Source organism: Pseudomonas sp. SDO5271_S396, from assembly GCF_054071795.1.
Map to the genome: position 1 here is coordinate 55448 of NZ_JBSVWB010000013.1, position 20234 is coordinate 75681.

General features: G+C 61.7%; 20 protein-coding genes. All 20 read right to left on the minus strand.

Going from position 1 to position 20234, the window contains the following annotated elements; genetic code table 11:
- Nucleotides 1–46: 46 nt before the first annotated feature.
- The 20 genes from fliM to ACW9IN_RS12095 all read right to left on the minus strand — a co-directional run bounded on the left by fliM (nucleotide 47) and on the right by ACW9IN_RS12095 (nucleotide 20195).
- Entirely contained in the window at nucleotides 47–1015 is a 969-nt protein-coding gene (fliM, locus tag ACW9IN_RS12000; RefSeq protein WP_105523143.1) for a flagellar motor switch protein FliM, read from the minus strand.
- Between the two features lie 9 nt (nucleotides 1016–1024).
- Nucleotides 1025–1525 carry a flagellar basal body-associated protein FliL gene (gene fliL, locus ACW9IN_RS12005; RefSeq protein WP_457366066.1) on the minus strand — a complete coding sequence of 167 codons (501 nt, stop codon included), beginning with the start codon at nucleotides 1523–1525 and terminating at the stop codon, nucleotides 1025–1027.
- Nucleotides 1526–1759: 234 nt separating this feature from the next.
- The gene (locus tag ACW9IN_RS12010; RefSeq protein WP_457366067.1) at nucleotides 1760–3118 is read right to left on the minus strand and encodes a flagellar hook-length control protein FliK; all 1359 of its coding nucleotides are present in this window, start codon (nucleotides 3116–3118) and stop codon (nucleotides 1760–1762) included.
- 222 nt (nucleotides 3119–3340) lie between these two features.
- Complete coding sequence (locus ACW9IN_RS12015) at nucleotides 3341–3685, minus strand: Hpt domain-containing protein (RefSeq protein ID WP_457366068.1); 345 nt, start codon at nucleotides 3683–3685, stop codon at nucleotides 3341–3343.
- Between the two features lie 30 nt (nucleotides 3686–3715).
- Complete coding sequence (locus ACW9IN_RS12020) at nucleotides 3716–5434, minus strand: ATP-binding SpoIIE family protein phosphatase (RefSeq protein WP_457366069.1); 1719 nt, start codon at nucleotides 5432–5434, stop codon at nucleotides 3716–3718.
- Nucleotides 5431–5736, minus strand: a complete 306-nt coding sequence (locus ACW9IN_RS12025) for an STAS domain-containing protein (protein ID WP_457366070.1) — start codon at nucleotides 5734–5736, stop codon at nucleotides 5431–5433. Before ACW9IN_RS12025 ends, ACW9IN_RS12020 begins: the two co-directional genes overlap by 4 nt.
- A 65-nt stretch (nucleotides 5737–5801) precedes the next feature.
- Nucleotides 5802–6251, minus strand: a complete 450-nt coding sequence (fliJ, locus tag ACW9IN_RS12030) for a flagellar export protein FliJ (protein WP_457366071.1) — start codon at nucleotides 6249–6251, stop codon at nucleotides 5802–5804.
- Between the two features lie 3 nt (nucleotides 6252–6254).
- The gene (gene fliI / locus ACW9IN_RS12035; RefSeq protein WP_457366072.1) at nucleotides 6255–7613 is read right to left on the minus strand and encodes a flagellar protein export ATPase FliI; all 1359 of its coding nucleotides are present in this window, start codon (nucleotides 7611–7613) and stop codon (nucleotides 6255–6257) included.
- The gene (gene fliH / locus ACW9IN_RS12040) at nucleotides 7603–8367 is read right to left on the minus strand and encodes a flagellar assembly protein FliH (protein WP_457366073.1); all 765 of its coding nucleotides are present in this window, start codon (nucleotides 8365–8367) and stop codon (nucleotides 7603–7605) included. The genes fliI and fliH overlap by 11 nt, the downstream gene beginning before the upstream one ends.
- A gap of 10 nt (nucleotides 8368–8377) precedes the next feature.
- Entirely contained in the window at nucleotides 8378–9397 is a 1020-nt protein-coding gene (gene fliG, locus ACW9IN_RS12045; protein ID WP_457366074.1) for a flagellar motor switch protein FliG, read from the minus strand.
- Nucleotides 9390–11165, minus strand: coding sequence for a flagellar basal-body MS-ring/collar protein FliF (fliF, locus tag ACW9IN_RS12050; protein ID WP_457366075.1), 1776 nt, complete (start codon nucleotides 11163–11165; stop codon nucleotides 9390–9392). Before fliF ends, fliG begins: the two co-directional genes overlap by 8 nt.
- Nucleotides 11166–11181: 16 nt before the next feature.
- A complete protein-coding gene (gene fliE / locus ACW9IN_RS12055; RefSeq protein WP_457366076.1) occupies nucleotides 11182–11511 on the minus strand; it encodes a flagellar hook-basal body complex protein FliE in 330 nt (109 codons plus the stop codon).
- A 145-nt stretch (nucleotides 11512–11656) separates the two neighbouring features.
- A complete protein-coding gene (locus ACW9IN_RS12060) occupies nucleotides 11657–13036 on the minus strand; it encodes a sigma-54-dependent transcriptional regulator (protein WP_457366077.1) in 1380 nt (459 codons plus the stop codon).
- Between the two features lie 5 nt (nucleotides 13037–13041).
- A complete protein-coding gene (locus tag ACW9IN_RS12065) occupies nucleotides 13042–14253 on the minus strand; it encodes a sensor histidine kinase (RefSeq protein WP_457366123.1) in 1212 nt (403 codons plus the stop codon).
- Nucleotides 14254–14363: 110 nt separating this feature from the next.
- Nucleotides 14364–15839, minus strand: coding sequence for a sigma-54 dependent transcriptional regulator (locus ACW9IN_RS12070; protein ID WP_457366078.1), 1476 nt, complete (start codon nucleotides 15837–15839; stop codon nucleotides 14364–14366).
- A gap of 170 nt (nucleotides 15840–16009) precedes the next feature.
- Nucleotides 16010–16306 carry a flagellar protein FliT gene (locus ACW9IN_RS12075; protein WP_457366079.1) on the minus strand — a complete coding sequence of 99 codons (297 nt, stop codon included), beginning with the start codon at nucleotides 16304–16306 and terminating at the stop codon, nucleotides 16010–16012.
- A gap of 25 nt (nucleotides 16307–16331) precedes the next feature.
- Nucleotides 16332–16736, minus strand: a complete 405-nt coding sequence (gene fliS, locus ACW9IN_RS12080; RefSeq protein WP_457366080.1) for a flagellar export chaperone FliS — start codon at nucleotides 16734–16736, stop codon at nucleotides 16332–16334.
- A 140-nt stretch (nucleotides 16737–16876) separates the two neighbouring features.
- Entirely contained in the window at nucleotides 16877–18265 is a 1389-nt protein-coding gene (gene fliD / locus ACW9IN_RS12085; RefSeq protein ID WP_457366081.1) for a flagellar filament capping protein FliD, read from the minus strand.
- 82 nt (nucleotides 18266–18347) lie between these two features.
- Nucleotides 18348–18698 (minus strand): flagellar protein FlaG, encoded by a 351-nt coding sequence (locus ACW9IN_RS12090; protein WP_457366082.1) that lies wholly within the window; start codon nucleotides 18696–18698, stop codon nucleotides 18348–18350.
- 75 nt (nucleotides 18699–18773) lie between these two features.
- A complete protein-coding gene (locus ACW9IN_RS12095) occupies nucleotides 18774–20195 on the minus strand; it encodes a flagellin N-terminal helical domain-containing protein (RefSeq protein ID WP_457366083.1) in 1422 nt (473 codons plus the stop codon).
- Nucleotides 20196–20234 lie beyond the last annotated feature (39 nt).

The following is a 20234-nucleotide window of genomic DNA, read 5'->3' on the forward strand; positions in this document are numbered from 1 at the left end:
TCGGCGAAGCAAACATTCATAAATAGGGTGGCATCAAGCGGTGTGACTAGCGTCGGTTGATCGGCTCGACCACCTGCAACGCCAGGTTGCCCTTGTGGGAACCCAGCTTGACCTTGAACGACGGCACGCCGTTGGCGCGCATGATCAGTTCTTCCGGCAGTTCGACCGGGATCACATCCCCCGGCTGCATGTGCAAGATATCGCGCAGGCGCAATTGGCGACGGGCCACCGTGGCGCTCAGGGGGACGTCGACGTCCAGCAGGTCTTCGCGCAGGGCCTTGACCCAGCGCTCGTCCTGGTCGTCCAGGTCCGACTGGAAACCGGCGTCGAGCATTTCGCGCACCGGCTCGATCATCGAGTACGGCATGGTCACGTGCAGGTCGCCGCCACCACCATCGAGTTCGATATGGAAGGTGGAGACCACGATGGCTTCGCTGGGACCGACGATGTTGGCCATGGCCGGGTTCACTTCCGAGTTGATGTACTCGAAATTGACCTCCATGATCGCCTGCCAGGCTTCCTTCAAGTCGATGAAGGCCTGTTCCAGCACCATGCGCACGACCCGCAGTTCGGTGGGGGTGAATTCGCGGCCTTCGATCTTGGCGTGACGGCCATCGCCGCCGAAGAAGTTGTCCACCAGCTTGAACACCAGCTTGGCGTCGAGGATGAACAACGCGGTGCCGCGCAGGGGCTTGATCTTGACCAGGTTGAGGCTGGTGGGCACGTACAGCGAGTGCACGTATTCACCGAACTTCATCACCTGCACGCCGCCCACCGCCACGTCCGCCGAGCGGCGCAGCATGTTGAACATGCTGATACGGGTGTAGCGGGCGAAACGCTCGTTGATCATTTCCAGGGTCGGCATGCGTCCACGGACGATGCGATCCTGACTGGTGAGGTCATAACTTTTGACACTGCCGGGTTCGGCAGCCATTTCGGTCTGTACCAGACCATCGTCGACACCATGCAGCAGTGCGTCGATTTCATCCTGGGACAGCAGGTCTTGCACGGCCATGTCGTGATCCTACTGCAATACGAAGTTAGTGAAGAGCGCCTGTTCGACCACGACTTTGCCGAGCTCTTTCTGGGCCACTTCCTGCACGCTGGCAGTGACCTTCTGGCGCAGCATTTCCTGGCCCACCGGCGTGGCCAGGCTGTCGAAGCTTTGTCCGGAGAACAGCATGACCAGGTTGTTGCGGATCACCGGCATGTGCACCTTGAGGGCATCCAGGTCCGACTGGTTACGCGCCAGCAAGGTGATGCTCACCTGCAAGTAGCGTTGACGACCGTTCTGAGTGAAGTTGGCGACAAAGGCCGGCAGCATCGGCTCAAAGATAGCCGGTTGCTTGACGTTAGTGGCGGTTTCGGCGGCAGGTGCCGGTTTGCTTGCACTGCTGTGCATGATGTACCAGGTGCCACCGACCGAGGCGCCGATGGCCAGGATAAGGCCCAACACAATCAACAGGATAAGCTTGAGCTTGCCCTTGCCCGCGGGTGCTTTTGCTGCGTCGTCGCTCTTCGCCATGCCAATAATCCGTCACTATTCGGGGATTCATAGATCTACGGAAAGGCAAGAGCAAGTGTTATGCCAGAGTTGTCTGGCTATCGGGTAAGGAGGCACACCACAAATCAACTGTGGGAGCTGGCTTGCCTGCGATAGCGGTGGGCCAGTTGGCATCTCTGCCGCTGATACACCGCTATCGCAGCGATGCGGCGACCCGACAAGCCAGCTCCCACACTGACCGTGCTTTGACTGGAATCAGGCGTAGTAATCCACCGCACTGGAGCCGATCACCGTCGAGGTCACGGGCGCTACAGCTTCAGCCACCTCAACATGGGCGCCCGCGTCGCTATCACCGCCACGCCCGCTGCTGCGGCTGACACCCGCGGTCTGCGCCTGCTGCTGTTGTTGTTGCTCCTGCCCACGGGACTGGTCAGACACATTGACGTCCACCTGCCCCATGCCCTGCTGGGCGAACATTTCCCGCAGGCGCCCCGACTGGCTTTCCAGGGCTTCACGCACCACCGGGTGGGCGCTCATGAAATTGACCTGGGCCTGCTGATCGGCGCTCATGTTGACCTTGATATCCAGGCGCCCGAGTTCGGCCGGCTGCAGCTGGATTTCCGCCGACTTGAGGTTGGCACTGGAGAGGTACATGACGCGGTTGACCACCTCGTCGGTCCAGCCGCTCTGGTGCATGGCCAACGGTGCATTCATCACCGGCGGCAAGGCGTTGGCGGTTTTCGGCGTGGCGGCCTGGGTCAACGCGGCCAGACGGTTGGCGAAGTCATCGACACGGGTGTCGCTGCTCGCGCCCTTCAAGTCCTTGAGGCCATCCTCGATCAGACTGCCGAACGCCTTGTCGCCGCCCGTGTCAGTGCTGTCCTTGGCGGCTTGCTGGTCAACCATATTGGCTAGGCCGGCGGCGAAATTCTGCGCGGCGGTCGGTTGATCCTGGGTCGGCGCTGGCGCGGTTTTCGGCGGAGTCTGGCTGCTGGCCGACACATGCCCACCCTGCTCCATCGCCAGACGCACCGCCGGCATGGCGTCCAGCGGGTCGGCTTGCGGATCGAACTCGGGCTTGGCCGGCTCGGTCGCCACAACCGGCGCAGCGGCAACCGGTGGCGCAGCCTTGTCATCCTTGGCTGCCACCGGCGCAGGGGTTTCCACCGGCGCGGGGACCGGCACCGCCACCGGGGCGACCGTGGCGATCAGCGCCGGGTCGACCACCGGGTCCGTCGGCGGCTGTTGCGCCAGGGTCGGGTCCACCGAGGCATCGTCATCGGAACTGGCGCTGTCATCGGATTTGGCAGGCGGCGTGGCCGGCGGGTTGGCAGGCAAGGTATTGCCGCTATCGGCAACCGCTGGCGCGCTGGCGGCAGACTTGTCGTTGCCGGCAGCAGGTTTGGCGCTGGCGTCGGAAGCCTTGTCCCGCGTGGGCTTGGCCGAGTTGTCATCGGTCTTGACCGAAGGTTTCGAGGCCTGGTTGGCGAACACCTGAGCGAAGGCCGGGCCCTTGTCCCGGGGGTCCGCAGCCGCTACCTGAGGAGTAGCAGCGGGCGCTTGAGGCTTGGCCGCAGGGGCAGCCTGAAGGAGCGAATTCGGGGCGACTGGCATAGGTAAAGGTCTCCACTGCATAGGGATCGAGGATGCAGTATCAGGAGGTAGAGCAAGAGTTGGGCCAGCTTTCGGTTTTGTGTGCAGATCCGTTGTTTGATGGGGCGCCCAGATCAAAAACAGAGCCAGAGCAGATTGATATCTGCTTGATACAGGAGATCCAAATTGTGGGAGCGGTCGGCTACCAGGCCGCCGTTACCGCAGAAACGGATCTACACGCAATCAAATCCGAAACCGCTGGCGCTCCGTCTCATACAACCGCTTCACCACCGCAAACTCACGATCAATCTGATCCACCAGCTTCCCAAGATCCACCGCCGCCCCGGCAGACTCAACCTCCAGACGCCGACACAACTCCGCCAAGCGCAATGCACCGAGGTTGCCGCTGCTGCCCTTGAAGCTATGGGCGATCCGCCCCAATGTCGTGGCATCGCCCCGCGCCTTGCGCAGGGCCTCGACACGCTTCTGGGAGTCATCGAGAAAGGTATCGAGCAACTTGGGATACTCGCCTTCCATGACCTCCTGCAAACCCGACAACACGCCAGGGTCCAGATGAGTCTCAACCACTTGCTCGCTCCTTGATCAAGAATCGGCGGATTATGCCAGAGCCTCCCAGGAAAACTCCACGCAGACACTGCGCCCGCCGTCAGACCAACGTACATCGCTGCTCAGCTGGCGCACCAGGCTCAACCCCCGACCAGACAGACGGTCGATATCCAGCGGACGGGCCAATACGTGTTCCACGTCGAACCCCGGGCCACTGTCTTCAATGCGCAAGGTCAGGTTGCCGCCCATGTCGGTCGGCACCACCTGCACATGCACCCGCACATAGCCGCTGTTCAAACTCGCCAGGCGCTCGTTGCGCTGGCGGTAATAGCGGGCAAACCCCTGGGCATCGCGCTTGAGCCGGGAGTCCAGGCCCAGCACGCCATGCTCCAGGGCATTGGAATACAGTTCGGCCATCACACTGTAGAGCGCCCCGCTCTGCTCTCGCAGGCCGTGAATTTCCAGCAACAATTGCAACAGGTACGGCAACGGGTTGTAACGCTTGAGGGTTTCGGCGCGAAACTCAAAGCTCACTGACCAGTCCAGCGGGCACGACTGGCCGCTGTCGGCATACAACGGCTCCGTGGCCCGCAGCGATTGGCCGGGTTGCAGGGTGACTTCCACCATGCTCACGTCATCCCGGGCCTCACCACGAAACGCGGCCAGGGCCTGTTCGATGTCTTCGAACAGGCGGTCGGGCTCGCGATTGGCGGCAAACACCTGCTGCAACCGTTCGGCGCCAAACAGCTGATCATTGGCGTCAGCGGTGTCCAGCACGCCATCGGACAACAGAAACACCCGATCGCCCAAGGCCATGGGCCAGACTTCAGTGCGGTCATCAAAGGCTTCCGCCGAGAGCACGCCCAGCGGCAAGTGCCTTGATGCCAACGGCGTGCGCTTGCCGCTGGCGACCTCATGCACATAGCCATCGGGCATGCCGCCATTCCACACCTCGACCACCCGCCGCTGGGCACTCAGGCACAACAAGGTGGCGCAGCAGAACATGTCCACCGGCAGGATGCGCTTGAGCTTGGCATTCATCTCCCGCAAGAGCTGCGCCAGGCCATAGCCCTTGGCGGTCATGCCGTAGAACACCTCGGCCAGCGGCATCGCCCCCACCGCCGCCGGCAAGCCGTGGCCGGTGAAATCACCGAGCAGCACGTGCATGTCGCCCGAGGGCGTGTAGGCAGCCAGCAACAGGTCGCCGTTGAACAGCGCGTAGGGCGATTGCAGGTAGCGGATATTCGGCGCGGCGTTGATACACCCGGAGTGGGCGACTTTGTCGAACACGGCCTTGGCCACGCGCTGCTCATGCAAAAGATAGTCATGGTGCCGCGCGATCAGGTCACGTTGCTGCAACACCGTGGCCTGCAAGCGACGCAGGCGGTCCATCGCGTTGATCTTCGCGGCCAGAATCAGTTGGTTATAGGGTTTGGGCAGGAAGTCGTCACCGCCGGCATCCAGGCATTGGGCCAGGGCTTCGCTCTCGCGCAACGAGGTCAGAAAGATGATCGGCACCAGCGCTTCACCCGCCAGTTGCTTGATCTGCCGTGCGGCTTCAAAACCGTCCATCACCGGCATCAGCGCGTCCATCAAGACCAATTGCGGACGCTCGCGCGTGAACACCTCCACCGCTTGCGCACCGTTGCTGGCGGTGAGCACCTGGTGGCCCTGGCGCCGCACGATGGTCGACAGCAACAACAAGTCGGCGGCGCTGTCTTCGGCGATCAGGATCGTCAGCGGCTCAAGGACCGGGGCCAGGGCGCTCAACTGATGTCGAACAGTTTGTCGAAATTGGAAATGCCGAGGATCTTGCGCACATCGGAGTTGCTGTTGATCACGCGGATATCGGCATCGTCGCCCCCGGCATGGTCACGCAGCAGCAGCAACATGCCGAGGGCGGAACTGTCGAGGTAGGTGGCCTCCTTGAGGTCTACCACAATGGCGTCGGGCTTGGGGTAGATGCGTTCGTAGACTTCACGAAAGTGCTGGTGACTGCTGAAATCAAACCGGCCCTTGACCGCGATCGTCAACTTCTTCCCATCCAGGGATACTTCCGACTCGACTGACATGCAACTGCTTCCGTGTCATTGGCAATGAGACAAGGTTTAGCAGGAGAAGGAGCTGCGGGCAACTTTCAATAGACGTCTTTGCGTGGCAGGCGCTGGGAGAGTTCGTCGAGCAATTTCTGTTCGCGCTTGTCTTCGATGGCTCGCGCTTCGTCGATATAGCGCTGCACCAGTTTGCGCAAGCCTTCGACCCGGGCGAACGCCGCCTGCCAGCTCTCGCGCGCCTTGTCGAGGTTGTTCTGGTGCCAGGCCAGGCTTTGGCGTTGCTGGCCCACAGCGGTTTCCAGCTGATTGAGAAAGCCCTGATAGCCCATCAGCCATTGGCCGGATACACCTTTGCTGCCGCGCTCTATCCACTGCTGCTGGTATTCGCCGCGAAAGCGCTCCAGGTCACCCAGCTTGCTTTCCGCCAGGCGTACTTGCCCCTGGAAATATCCCAGGCGTTGCACGGCGGTCTTTTCGGCTTTTTCGGCCATGTCCACCACGGGGGCCAGGCGCGCGGAACGGCTGTTGGCCATGGCTTAACCCCCTGGCGCCGGGGCGAAGATCGATTGCAGGTGCGCCTCGCTTTCCCCCATGCCGATCTTGTCGTTGAGGCCCTGGCGCAGGTAGGTCACCAGTTGCGGCTGCAGGGCAATCGCCAGGTCGGTCTCACGGTCACCGCCGGCCACGTAGGCACCGACGCTGATCAGGTCGCGGCTTTGTTGATAGCGCGACCACAGTTGCTTGAACTGCTGCGCACGGATCATGTGCTCCGGCGTGACCACCGACGGCATCACCCGGCTGATGGACGCTTCGATATCGATGGCCGGGTAATGCCCCTCCTCGGCCAGGCGCCGCGACAACACAATGTGGCCGTCAAGTACGCCCCGCGCCGAGTCGGCGATGGGGTCCTGCTGGTCATCGCCCTCGGACAACACGGTGTAGAACGCGGTGATCGAGCCCCCGCCGGCCTCGGCATTACCGGCACGCTCCACCAGCTTGGGCAGCTTGGCGAACACCGACGGCGGATAACCCTTGGTCGCGGGCGGCTCGCCGATGGCCAGGGCGATTTCCCGCTGGGCCTGGGCGAAACGCGTGAGCGAGTCCATCAGCAACAGGACGTTCTTGCCCTTGTCGCGAAAATATTCGGCGATGCGCGTGCAGTACATGGCGGCGCGCAACCGCATCAGCGGTGCATCGTCGGCTGGCGAAGCCACTACCACCGAACGCTTCAGACCTTCTTCACCGAGGCTGTGCTCGATGAACTCCTTCACCTCACGGCCCCGTTCGCCGATCAGCCCAACCACGATGATGTCGGCCTCGGTAAAGCGGGTCATCATGCCCAGCAATACCGACTTACCCACACCGGTACCGGCGAACAGGCCCAGACGCTGGCCACGGCCCACCGTCAATAATCCGTTGATGCTGCGAATGCCCACGTCCAGCGGCACGCTGATGGGGTTGCGGTTGAGCGGGTTGATAGTGGGGCCGTCCATCGGCACCCAGTCTTCGGCCTTCATGCCGCCCTTGCCGTCCAGCGCGCGACCGGCGCCGTCGAGGACCCGACCGAGCATGCCCATGCCCATGGGCAGGCGGCCCGTATCGGCCAGTGGCACCACGCGGGCGCCGGGGGCGATACCCGCCAGGCTGCCCACGGGCATCAGGAAAATCTTGCTGCCGGAAAAGCCCATCACCTCGGCCTCGACCTGCACCGGGTGGTAGCTGTCATCGTTGATCACCATGCAACGGCTGCCCATGGCGGCGCGCAGGCCTTCGGCTTCGAGCGTCAGGCCGACCATACGCAGCAGGCGCCCTTCGAGAATTGGCTGGCCAGGCAGCTCGGTGGCCTCAACGTAACCGCCCAGGCGCTTGGCGAAGCTGGTGCGATCAAGGCGCATCGGGAGCGTCCAGCTCAACGCTCAGGTCAGGCTCCGCCGGGTGCAGGGCCTGCTCGTGCAGTTGATCGAAAAGCTTGGCCATGATCTGGCTGATACGGGTTTCCACCGTGGCGTCGATGCGACTGTGCTCGGTCTCGACGCGGCATCCGCCCGGTTGCAGGGACGCGTCCTCGACGATGCGCCAGGTTTCTTCATGGCGCTCGCGCAGGCTTTTGACCTGTTCGAAATCCTGAGGGTTGATGTACAGGCGCACATTGCCGACGCCCAGCGGCAGCAACTTGAGGGCTTCGCGCATCACGCTTTCGAGGTGGCTGGAGTCCATCAGCAACTCGCGCTGGATCACCTGGCGAGCGATGTGCTGCACCAGGCCGACCATGGCTTTTTCGATCTGCGAATCCTGCTCGGCAATCGGGTCGAACAGCCCGCCCATCAAACGCTCCAGGCTGGCCAGCTTGACGCTCAGCGCGGCCTCGGCTTCCTGGCGCACCTTGAGGGTGGTGCTGCGAAAGCCGTCCTTTTCGCCAGCGGCAAAGCCTTCGTTGTACGCCTCCTGGCGGATAGCCTCCAACTCTTCGAGGGTCAGTGGCTGGACTTCCTCCAGCGGCACTTCTTCGATTTCCACCGGAGGCTCTTCGACCGGCTCAGGCTCAGGCTCCGGCACGTGGGGATCGAAACTGGGCAACGACCAGATGTCGAACCCGCCGACATCCCGCGCGCGAATCACATCGCTGGGCGCCTCATCTTTGTTCGACATGCGTGGCGCCTTAGATCATTTCTTCGCCGCCCTTCCCGCCGAGAACGATTTCTCCGGCTTCGGCCATACGGCGGGCAATAGTAAGGATTTCCTTCTGTGCGGTTTCCACGTCGCTGACGCGCACCGGGCCCTTGGCCTCCAGGTCGTCGCGCAACAGTTCGGACGCACGCTTGGACATGTTCTTGAAGATCTTTTCCTTGACGTTCTCGTCGGAGCCCTTGAGCGCCAGCACCAGCACGTCGGAGGACACTTCGCGCAGCAACGCCTGGATGCCCCGGTCATCGACATCGGACAGGTTGTTGAACACGAACATGAGGTCTTCGATCTGCACCGACAGGGTGTCGTCGATTTCGCGGATCGAATCCATAAGCTGGCCTTCGACCGAGCTGTCGAGGAAGTTCATGATATCCGCCGCACGCTTGATGCCACCCAGGGTGGTGCGCGAGGCATTGGAGTTGCCGGAGAACTGCTTCTCCAGAATCGTGTTGAGTTCCTTGAGGGCCGCCGGCTGCACGGTGTTCAGCGACGAGACACGCAGGATGATGTCCAGGCGCACTTTATGGTCGAAGTGGCCAAGCACCTCGCCGGCCTGGTCCGGGTCCAGGTACGCCACCACGATCGCCTGGATCTGCGGGTGTTCGTAGCGGATCACGTCGGCCACGGCGCGCGGCTCCATCCACTTGAGGCTGTCCAGGCCGCTGGTGTTGCCGCCCAGTAGAATGCGGTCGATCAGGCCGTTGGCCTTGTCTTCGCCCAGGGCCGAGGTGAGCATCTTGCGGATGTAGCTGTCGGAGCCGACGCCCAGGCTGGTCTGGTCGCCGACGATCTCGACGAACTCGCTCATCACCTGCTCGACCTGCTCGCGGTGCACATTGCGCATCTGCGCCATGGCCACGCCCACGCGCTGGACCTCTTTGGGGCCCATGTGGCGCAGCACTTGGGCGGCGTCGGTTTCACCGAGGGACAGCAGCAGGACTGCGGCTTTGTCGACCTTGGTGAGCTTGGCAACAGCGGCTCGATTATCACTCATCTGCGTTGATCCACTCTTTCACGACCTGGGCCACACGGCCCGGGTCTTCTGCCACCAGACTCTTGATTGCGTTCAGCTGAGCGTCATAGCCTTCGCTCGGGCTTGGCAAGAGGATGCTTTGCGGTCCGCCGAGGCTCACGCGGTCGTTGGCCAGCTCGCCATCCAGGCCGCCCATGCCACCCAGCTCGACGTCGCCGCCGGCCAGGGCCAGCTGTTTCTTGCCATGGCCGGTGATGTTGTTGAGCACCGGGCGCAGCACGCCGAACACCAGCACCAGGATGAACAACACGCCCAGCACTTGCTTGACGATGTCCCAGAACCACGGCTGGGTGTAGAACGCCGGGTCGGCAATCACTTCGCCGCGCTCGGCGGAGAACGGCATGTTGATCACACTCACGCTGTCGCCACGGCTGGCGTCGAAACCGACGGCGTCCTGCACCAGGCGGGTGAAGCGCGCCAATTCGTCGGCACTCCACGGGGCACGGGTAACGGCGCCGTCCGCCGGGTTGACCTTGACCTGATCATCGACCACCACCGACACCGACAGGCGATTGATACGGCCCTGCTGCTGCTTGGTATGGCTGATGGAACGGTCCAGCTCGAAGTTCTTGGTGGACTGGTTACGCTTGTCCGACGGGTACGGCGCGAGCATCGGCTGGCCGGTGGCCGGGTCCATGATCTGCTGGCCGTTGGCGTCGAGCAATGGCTGGCCAGGCTGCACGGCACCGGCGGACGCAGTGGCGCCACCGGTGGTCTGCGGCGCGGAGGCCGGGGTCGGCGGCTGGTTGCTCAGGGCACCCGGCACACCTTGCGGGCCATTGCTGGCGGTGCGTTGTTCGTTGGTGGACTGCTCGCTGCGCAGCGCAGGCTGGTCCGGGTTGAACTGTTCGGAGGTGGACTCGACGGCGCTGAAGTCGACGTCCGCCGACACTTCGGCCTTGTAGCGGTCGTTGCCGAGCACCGGTTGCAGAATGTTATGCACGCGCTGGGTGAGCATGCTTTCCATGCGACGGCTGTAGTCGAACTGCTTGCCGGCCTGGGTCAGCGCGGAGTTCTCGGCCTGGTCGGACAGCAGGTTGCCCTTCTGGTCCACCACGGTGATCTGCGACTTGCTCAGCTCGGGAACGCTGGTGGCCACCAGGTTGATGATCGCCAGCACCTGGCCGGGCTCCAGGGAGCGGCCAGCGAACAGCTCGACCAGCACCGAAGCGCTCGGCTTGCGCTCGTCGCGCACAAACACCGAGCTTTTCGGGATGGCCAGGTGCACGCGGGCACCCTTGACGTTGTTGAGGCTGGAGATGGTCCGTGCCAGTTCACCTTCCAGGCCACGGCGGTAACGGGTGGCTTCCATGAACTGGCTGGTACCCAGGCCCTGGTCCTTGTCGAGGATTTCGAAACCGATATTGGCGTCCGACGGGGTCACGCCGGCGGCGGCCAGCTTCATGCGCGCACGGGCCACGTCATCGGCCTTGACCAGCAGCGCCCCGGAGTTGGGCTCTACGGTGTAGGCAATGTCAGCGGCGGCCAGGGTTTCCATGATCGCCTTGGAGTCCATGCCCGCCAGGCTGCCGTACAGCGGCCGGTAATCGGGTTGCTGCGACCACAGCACCACGGCAAAACCAATCGCCACGCTCGCCGCCAGGCCGACCAACAGGCCCACCTGACGCAGCATGGTCATTTCGGAGAGGTTTTCCAGGAACGACAGGCCAAACAGCGGCGGCTTGCCTTCTGCCTTGGCGGGTACGTTGTCCACGACTGCTTCTGCCATGACTTAAATCTCGTCCTTAAACCGGCATCTGCATGATGTCTTGATAGGCCTGAACCAACTTGTTGCGCACCTGGGTCAAGGCCTGGAAGGAAACGCTGGCTTTTTGCGAGGCGATCATCACATCGGTGAGGTCGACGCCGCTTTTACCGATCTCGAAGGCGTTGGCCAACTGGCTGGAGGCTTGCTGGGTATCACTGACCTTGTTGATGGCCTGGCCCAGCATGTCGGCAAAACTGCTTTGGCCCAATTCCGGCGCTTGTGCGACGGATTTCGGCTGACTCATGGCATCCATTTGCATGGAGCGCATATCCAACATCAACCGATTGAACTCAATACCCTGGCTCATGACCTTCTCTCTCCGACAACCCGCAATTTTTTGACACTACGCAGCAGTTACTAGGGGTGGTAGCAACAAGGGTGCCAGATCCGTGGCGACTCGTAAGAAAAGGCGACAAACCCTGTCGGCCTAAATTTTTGCCCAACCCCGCGGGTCAGGTGGCGAACAGGTACGCTTCCACATCCATGCCCGCGTCGCGCATCTGCGCCAGCTTGTAGCGCAGGGTGCGCGGGCTGATCCCCAAACGTTCGGCAGCTTCCTTGCGGCGGCCGCGCTCGGAACGCAGGGTGTCGATGATCATCTGGAATTCGCGGCGACGCAGGTCATCGCCCAGCGCGCCGGCGGACTCCGCTTCAGCGACCACCACCGGTGCAGGTGCCAGGCTGGGCAGCGGCGCTACCCCTGAGCCCATGGCCAGGCAGAAATCCTGAGGCTGGATCAAGCCGCCCTGTTGCAGGATCAGCGCGCGCTGGATGGCGTTATCCAGTTCACGCACGTTACCCGGCCACGGGTAAGCCACCAGACACGCCTGGGCCTCCGCCGACAGCCGCGCCTGGGCGTGCTTCATTTTTTTGACGTGGTTGCTCAGCAGGCGCTCGGCCAACGGGATGATGTCGGCCGGCCGCTCGCGCAGTGGGCGCCAGGCCAGGGGGAACACCGACAGCCGGTAGTACAGGTCTTCACGGAAGCGCCCCGCCGCCACTTCGCCCGCCAGGTCGCGGTTGGTGGTGGCGACCACGCGGATATCCAGCTGGATCGGCTTGCGTGCGCCGACCCGTTCCACTTCGCGCTCCTGCAACACCCGCAGCAGTTTGGCTTGCAGGCCCAGGGGCATTTCCGAGATTTCATCGAGCAGAATGGTGCCGCCATCGGCCTGTTCGAATTTGCCGGCCTGGGCCGCGATGGCGCCGGTGAAGGAGCCCTTTTCATGGCCGAACAGCGTGGCTTCGAGCATGTTGTCGGGGATCGCCGCGCAGTTGATCGCGATAAAGGGTTGCTTGGCCCGGGTCGATTGCTGGTGGATATACCGCGCCAGCACTTCCTTGCCGGTGCCGGACTCGCCGGAAATCAGCACGGTGGAATCACTGCGCGCCACGCGGGCGGCCAGCTCCAGCAATTGCGCACTGGCCGGTTCGAAGGCGATCGGGCCTTCGCCCTCCACCACCGCGATCACCCCAAGGGCATGACGGGCCACCAGTTCGATCAGTGCCTTGGGCTCGAAGGGCTTGACCAGATAATCCGCTGCGCCCTGGCGCATGGCGTCCACCGCGCGCTCTACCGCACCGTGGGCGGTCATCAACAGCACCGGCAATTGCGGCTGGCGCGCGCGCAACAGGCCCAGCAGCTGATGGCCGTCCATGCCCGGCATGTTGACGTCGCTGACCACCAGGCTGAACGACTCTTGCTCGACGGCCTCCAAGGCGTCCTCGGCAGAACCGACCGCCCGGTAGTCATGGCCCGCCAGCAGCAGCGTGTCAGCCAATGCTTCACGCAGGGCGCGATCGTCTTCCACCAACAAAACCTTGATAGCCATGCTTTTTACTCCGCGCTTGCCGCGCCTGAAAACAGCGGCAACGTCATCAATGCACAAGTGCCGCGCCCCAGGCGCGAATGCAGTTGCAATTCTCCCTGATGAGCCCGTGCCACAGCCTTGACCACGGTCAGGCCCAGGCCAGTGCCGTTGGTCTTGGTGGTAAAAAACGGTTCGCCGAGGCGCTGCAACACGGCGGGATCGATACCGCTGCCGCTGTCACTGATGCACAGCCGCAGGGTTTGACCACGGCCGTACAGGTGCACTTTGAGACGCGCCCCCGAGCCGCTGGCCTGGACGGCGTTTTCGATCAGGTTGAGCAAGGAACCGACCAGGGTGTCGCGATTGCACAGCAACTCACCCACGTGGCTGTCGCACTGCCAGCGCACCTGGACGTCCTGGATATGGGTAGCAGCCGCCGCCTGCAACGCCTGCATCAGTTCGCCAGGGCTGACGCGATCGGTCAGCGGCAACTCCCCCCGGGCAAATACCAGCATGTCGCGCACCTGGTGCTCCAGCTCGTGCAGGCGCTCTTTCAGGCGCCCGGCAAAACGCTGGTGCGTCGAAGCGGGCAATTGTTCATCAGTCAAATGACTGGCGTAGATCAACGCCGCCGACAGGGGCGTGCGGATCTGATGCGCCAAAGAAGCGACCATCCGCCCCAGGGACGACAGCCGCTCATGACGCGCCAACTGGTCCTGCAAGTGACGGGTTTCAGTCAGGTCATTGAGCAGCACCAGTTGCCCGGGTTCGGCGTCCAGGGAACGGGTGGCGATGGACAGGCGACGACCGTCCTTGAGCGAGATTTCGTGACCGTCGTCTTCACGCGGGGCAAAGCAGCGACTGATGACTTCGCGCCACAGCTCGCCTTCCAGCGGCAGGCCGAGCATGTCGCTGGCTGCCGGGTTGGCTTCGCGCACACGGCCCTGGTCGTCGATGACGATCACACCGCCCGGCAACAGCGACAGCAGGTTTTGCAGACGGTTGGCCAGGCGCTCTTTCTCGGCCAGTTCTTGCATGCGCTGGGCGCTGACCACCGCCAGTTCGCCCTTGAGTTCCGAGACCCGGGCTTCGAGCAGGCTGTAGGAGTCCGTCAGTTGGCTGGACATCTGGTTGAACAGCGAAAAAGCCTGTTCCAGGCCATGGCGGCTGAGCTGTTCTACAGAAGGCGCAGGCCCCTGGAGATCAGGGACCGAAGATAGTTGGGCGGCGTGGGGCATCATGCTCTCTCGCTTGGCTGACCGTCAGTGAAACGGTGCGTTGCGAGGGCTGTAGCAATACTTGTGCCGAAAAAAAACCGCTGAATAGTCAGCGGTTTGTATTTCAGGCGTCAATCATCTGTCTGTTCATCGCCTTCGCGGCGGCTCATTCCGTACTTACGCATCTTCTCCACCAGGGTGGTACGACGGATGCGCAGGCGTTCGGCGGCGCGGGCGACGATGCCGTTGGCGTCGTCCAGAGCCTGCTGGATCAGCCCCTGCTCCAGGTTGCCGAGGTAGTCCTTGAGGTCCAGGCCTTCCGGCGGCAGCATGGCGGTGGAACCGAAGTCCGGCGTGTGGCCATTGATGGCGACCCGTTCTTCCATGTCGCTGCGGATGCTGTCCACCAGTTGCTCGTCTTCATCGTCGACGTAGCGGAATTTCTTCGGCAGCTCGACCACGCCGATCACGCCGTAAGGGTGCATGATCGCCATGCGCTCCACCAGGTTGGCCAACTCGCGGACGTTGCCCGGCCAGCCGTGTCGGCACAGGGACATGATCGCCGCCGAGTTGAAGCGGATGGAGCCGCGCTTCTCGTGCTCCATGCGCGAGATCAGTTCGTTCATCAGCAGCGGGATGTCCTCCACGCGCTCGCGCAGCGGTGCCATCTCGATGGGGAATACGTTGAGGCGGTAGTACAAGTCTTCACGGAAGCTGCCCACCTCGATCATGCTTTCGAGGTTCTTGTGGGTGGCCGCGATGATGCGCACATCGATGCTCTGGGTTTTGTTGCTGCCCACGCGCTCGAAGGTACGCTCCTGCAACACGCGCAGCAGCTTGACCTGCATCGGCAGCGGCATGTCGCCGATTTCGTCGAGGAACAGGGTGCCGCCGTTGGCCAGCTCGAAACGCCCGGCACGGCTGGTGATCGCCCCGGTAAAGGCGCCCTTCTCGTGGCCGAACAGTTCGCTTTCGAGCAACTCTGCCGGGATCGCCCCGCAGTTGACCGGCACGAAGGGTCCGTCGCGACGCTTGGAGTGGTAGTGCAGGTTGCGCGCCACCACTTCCTTGCCGGTTCCCGACTCGCCGAGGATCAGCACGCTGGCGTCAGTATCGGCCACTTGCTGCATCATCTGGCGCACGTGCTGGATGGCGCGGCTGGTGCCGACCAGGCTGCGGAACAGGTTGGGTTCGCGGTGGCGACCACGCTCGCGGGCCTGGTCGTACATCTCGCGATAGACCTGGGCGCGGTGCAGGGAATCTAGCAATTTGCTGTAGCTGGGGGGCATTTCCAGGGTGGAAAGCACCCGGCGGCGCTGGTCTTCCGGCAGGTCGACAGAAGAAATTTCGCCCATTAGCAAAACCGGAAGGAACTCATCCCAGGTTGAGAGTGTCTTTAACAGGCCCAGAACTGCGCCAGGAGCGTTTACCGTCCCGATCAGCACACAAATGACTTCACGGCTCGATGACAATGAGCTGACCGCCTGCTGCCAATCATGGCTACCGCAGGGCAAATTTTCTTCGCCAAGAAAATTCAAAATCACCGCTAAATCGCGGCGGCGGACGCTATCGTCATCAATCAGCAGAATTTTGGTTTCACGCCACATGCAATAGCAACTTCCCTAGTTAACTCAAATGCCCTCGAATCGGGGCAATCTAGATAGCTGTAGGCATTTTCTGCGCTGCAACCGTCTGAAATCTGAAAACAGCACTAGTTAAGTCAAAAATGCGGGCATAGTCAAATATATGACGCACCGTTCGGATTAACTGGGCCCGTTCAGCCGAACAGATGGTAAACCTTTGACGCATTTTTAGCTCGGTTGATCAGCGACATCTCTTCAAAAATCGCCTGCCGCTCACCTGTGGTCACTTCCAGCAATTGCTGGTAGACCGCCAACAGGCTTTCGAGCTTCTCGCGCAGCACATCTTCGTCCACCGGCGCTTCGTTCAGCACTTGCTCGATCACGTTGCGGCATCCCATATCCAGTTCGCCAATGGCGTCCCAGTTACGTTCCGCCAGCGCATCGATCAGGGCTTCACGGGTTTCATCAATGCGTTGAAGTGCTTGGCTCATGACGTGTTCCTCAAGGCGCTCGGCCTTATTGTGCTTCACCTTGTGGCGTTGCGATGGCATCCCAGCCCTCTTTCACGGTAATCAGCAAACGGGCGACTTCGTCGATCATGCTGGCGTCGTTGTGCAGATTGGCTTCCATCAAACGGTTGGTCATGTACGCGTACAGGCTTTCCAGTTGCTGGATGTAGGCAGGGTCTTCACTCTTCTCGGCATCCAGGCCGTCACGCAGACCGATGATGATGTCGACAGCCTTGCCGAGCATCAGGCCCTTCTGCGCGATGTCACCCCGCGCCAGCGCACCCTTGGCCTGCGCCATGCGGTCGAGACCGCCCTCCATCAGCATCTGCACCAGGCGGTGCGGGCTGGCTTCGGAGATCTGGGCGTGGGAATTGACCTTCTGGTATTGGCGAAGGGCTCGCATGGGATTCATGGTTCTACCTCGTGACAGGCGACAGCGAATAGGGTTTCAGTAACCATTATGTCGACGAGCTCACAAAAAACTTTAACCCGCCGGTCTTATCAACAACAAAGCCCAGGTCGCATGACCTGGGCTTTTTCATGCGCGATCAATCAATTGTTCTTCTGATTGTTCAACGCGTTGAGCGTACCCAGGATGTTGTTACTTTGCTGACGCAACTGGGCCACCAGGGTGTCCATGGCGGTATATTTCCGGGTCAGGCTGGCGGTCAGGTCAGTCACATGCGCATCCAGGTCGGTCTGGTCCTGGGTCAATTTCTTCAAACTGTCCGACAGCGACGTGGAACGCGTGGCGAAGATCCCGGTGGTCGGCTTGGCGTAGTCGTCGGTCGCTGCCGTCATGCGTGCCAGCAGCCCGGTCTTGCCACTGAACATGCTGCTGATGTCCGCCGCGTTGGTCAGTACCGCCTTGTCGAAGTCCTTGTCGTTGAGTACCAACAGGCCGGTGGCCGAGTCGGTGCTCACGCCAAACTGCGCCAGAGACTTGAAGGCGCCCATGCCGGACTGGGCGTTGAACTCGTTGCGCAATGCCGTCTGCAGGGAGCGCATGTTCGCGTCACCGGTCAACGCCGCCGGCACAGAGTTACCGGCCGCGTCCTTGGTCACCTTGGTTTCGGCGTTCATGGCCTTGAGCAAGGCGTTGTAGCTGTCGACGAAACCCTTGACCCCGGACTTCAGCGCCGTGGTGCTGGTGGTGACGGAAATGGTCGTGACCGATTTCGTCGAGTCGGTGCTGCTCACGGGCGGCGAGACCGACAACAGCTTGATGCTCACACCACTCACCGCTTCGGTGATGTTGTTGGTCTTGGACGTGTACGCCACACCGTCAATGGTGTATTCGGCGTTCTGCGGCGTGTCGATCACGGTGTAGCCGGTGTCGATGCCCGAGTTGCCCGACAGCGTCAGGTCCGAGCCCACACCACCGGTGGTGGACGTCAGGACCATACGCGAACCGGTGGAGTCCGTCACGATGTTGGCGCTCAGGCCGGAGGTGCCGAACTGCGTGTTGATGGAGTCACGCACCTGCTTCAAGGTCGCACCCGGCGGAACGCTCAGGTCGAACTTCTTGCCGGACTGGGAAATGGTCAACGTGGTGGCAGTGGTGCCTTTGTTGACGACGGTCGACGCACCGCCCGCCAAGGTAGCGGTCGACAGCTTGGAAGGCTGCGCGAGCTTGTTGACCACCAGGTTGAAACTGCCGTTGGCCGCCCCCGCCGCAGTGGTCATGGTCGCGACCTTTTCGTTCGACGAGGTACCGGTCAAGCCGCTGAAGCTGTTGTCGTCCGTAGTGCTCTTGAGATAACCACGAAAGGCGTCCAGCGCAGCCTGGATCTTGCCGATCGACGACAGCTGGGTGGTAGCCTTCTGCGACTGGGTGTTGATCTGCGTCTGCTTCGGCGCACTGTCAGCAGCCACCAGGGACTTCACGATGCCCTGAATGTCGATGCCCGATCCAACACCGTTAACCGTTGTACTCGCCATCGTCTCTCTCCTAATCCAGTAGTTGCCGTTTTCTTGGCGAACAACACTTCAAGAAAATCACTGCAACAAGTTTCGTGCCAGTTCAGACCTTTTCGTCAAACAGCACATGGCTGGCAGTCGCCAGGCTTTGTGCGAGCTTCAAGGCCGTTTCCGATGGAATCTGGCGAATCACTTCACCGCTCTCGGTGGCGATCACCTTGACCACCACCCGGTGGGTCGTGTCATCAATGGAAAAATCCAGTTTGCGCTGGGCCGCTTGTACGAATTCGCGAATATCAGTGACAGCCTTTTCCAGGTCAGCCCGTTCAGGCTCAGCCGAGGACGGCGCAATCGGCTCGACCCTGGTCTTGTCTTTGTCTGCAACAACAGGGGTGGTCGCGCTTTGCGGGGCAACCGGTGGATAAGACGAGGCCAGCTTTACACTCATGTCCATGTCCAATCTCCTCTACAACTGAAAAGACGAAAGGGCACGTAAACGCGCCCCTCCGTCAGTTACCAAGCGCCGCTATTACTGAAGCAGTTTCAGTACAGAGGATGGCAGTTGGTTGGCTTGCGACAGGATCGCGGTAGCGGCCGACTGCAGGGTTTGTTGCTTGGTCAACTCGGCTGTTTCAGCAGCGAAGTCGGTGTCTTGTACAGTCGAACGTGCAGCGGTGGAGTTCTTCTGAATGTTGGTCAGGTTGTCTACGGTAGTGGTCAGACGGTTCTGAACAGCACCCAGGCCCGAACGTACGCTGTCGATGCCGCCGATGGCTTTGTCGATTACAGCGATGGCCGATTGCGCGTTGAAAGCGCTGGTCACGTCGGTTTGAGCAACCGAAGTCTTGGTCGAAGCAGCGGCAGTACCGGCAGCAGCGAACAGACCGGTTACACCAGCACCGTTCAGGGCGTAGCCTTTGGACGAGTCCAGGTTCACAGCGCCAGTGGCGATGATGCCGTCAGCCAGTGCAACACCGGCACCGTAGACGCCCGAACCGTTTTTGGTGGCAACAGTGATCGAACCGGCGTCGGTCGAAGCGCTGAAGGCCAGGTTTTCACCGGAGTCGGATTTCACCGACAGGGTGCCTTTGGATTCGTCGTAGTTAACGCTGATGCCCAGTTTGGCGGCGTTGGACTTCAGTTGGTCAGCCAGGCTGGCAGTGTCAGTCACACCGGTGAAGGTAGTGGCTTGACCACCGATGGTCATGGTGAAGGTAGCAGGAGCAGTCTTGGCAGCAGCACCCACAGTGAACTGAGCTTCAGTGCTGGCGGAAGCGCTCAGGCCACCTACAGCGCCGTTCAGTTGGCTGGCGATGGTTTTGGCCGATGCGCCGGCAGCTACGGTGACGCTGGCAGTCTGGCCGTTACCGGTGACGCCGATCACGCCGCCTGCAACACCAGTAGCGCTAGGGGCAACGCCCACGCTCTTGATCTGCTGGGAACCGATGTTGTTGGCCGCAACGTTGTCCAGGGACAGGTTGATGGTTTCGTTGGCGTTGGCGCCGACCTGGATCGACTTGGTGCCGTACGAACCGTCCAGCAGCTTCTGGCCACCGAAAGTAGTGGTCTGGGAGATACGGGTCAGTTCCGAAGTCAGAGCCTGGTATTCTTCCTGGTTGGAAGTACGGTCGGCGTCGCTCAGGGAGCCGGTAGCCGAGGACAGAGCCAGGGTACGCATTTTTTGCAGAATGTCGGTCGAAGCCTGCATTGCGCCTTCAGCGGTTTGCGCGATGGAGATACCATCGTTGGCGTTCTTGACTGCCTGGCCCAGGCCGTTGATCTGGCTGGTCAGACGGTTGGAGATCTGCAGGCCGGCGGCGTTGTCTTTGGCGCTGTTGATGCTCAGGCCGGTGGACAGACGCTGCATGGAGGTTTGCAGCGAGCTGGCCGCTTTGCCAAGGCCGTTCTGGGTAGTGATGGAAGCAATGTTAGTGTTTACTGTTAAAGCCATGACGAAATCCTCGTTGGATGGATACTGCGGCTTCCGGCC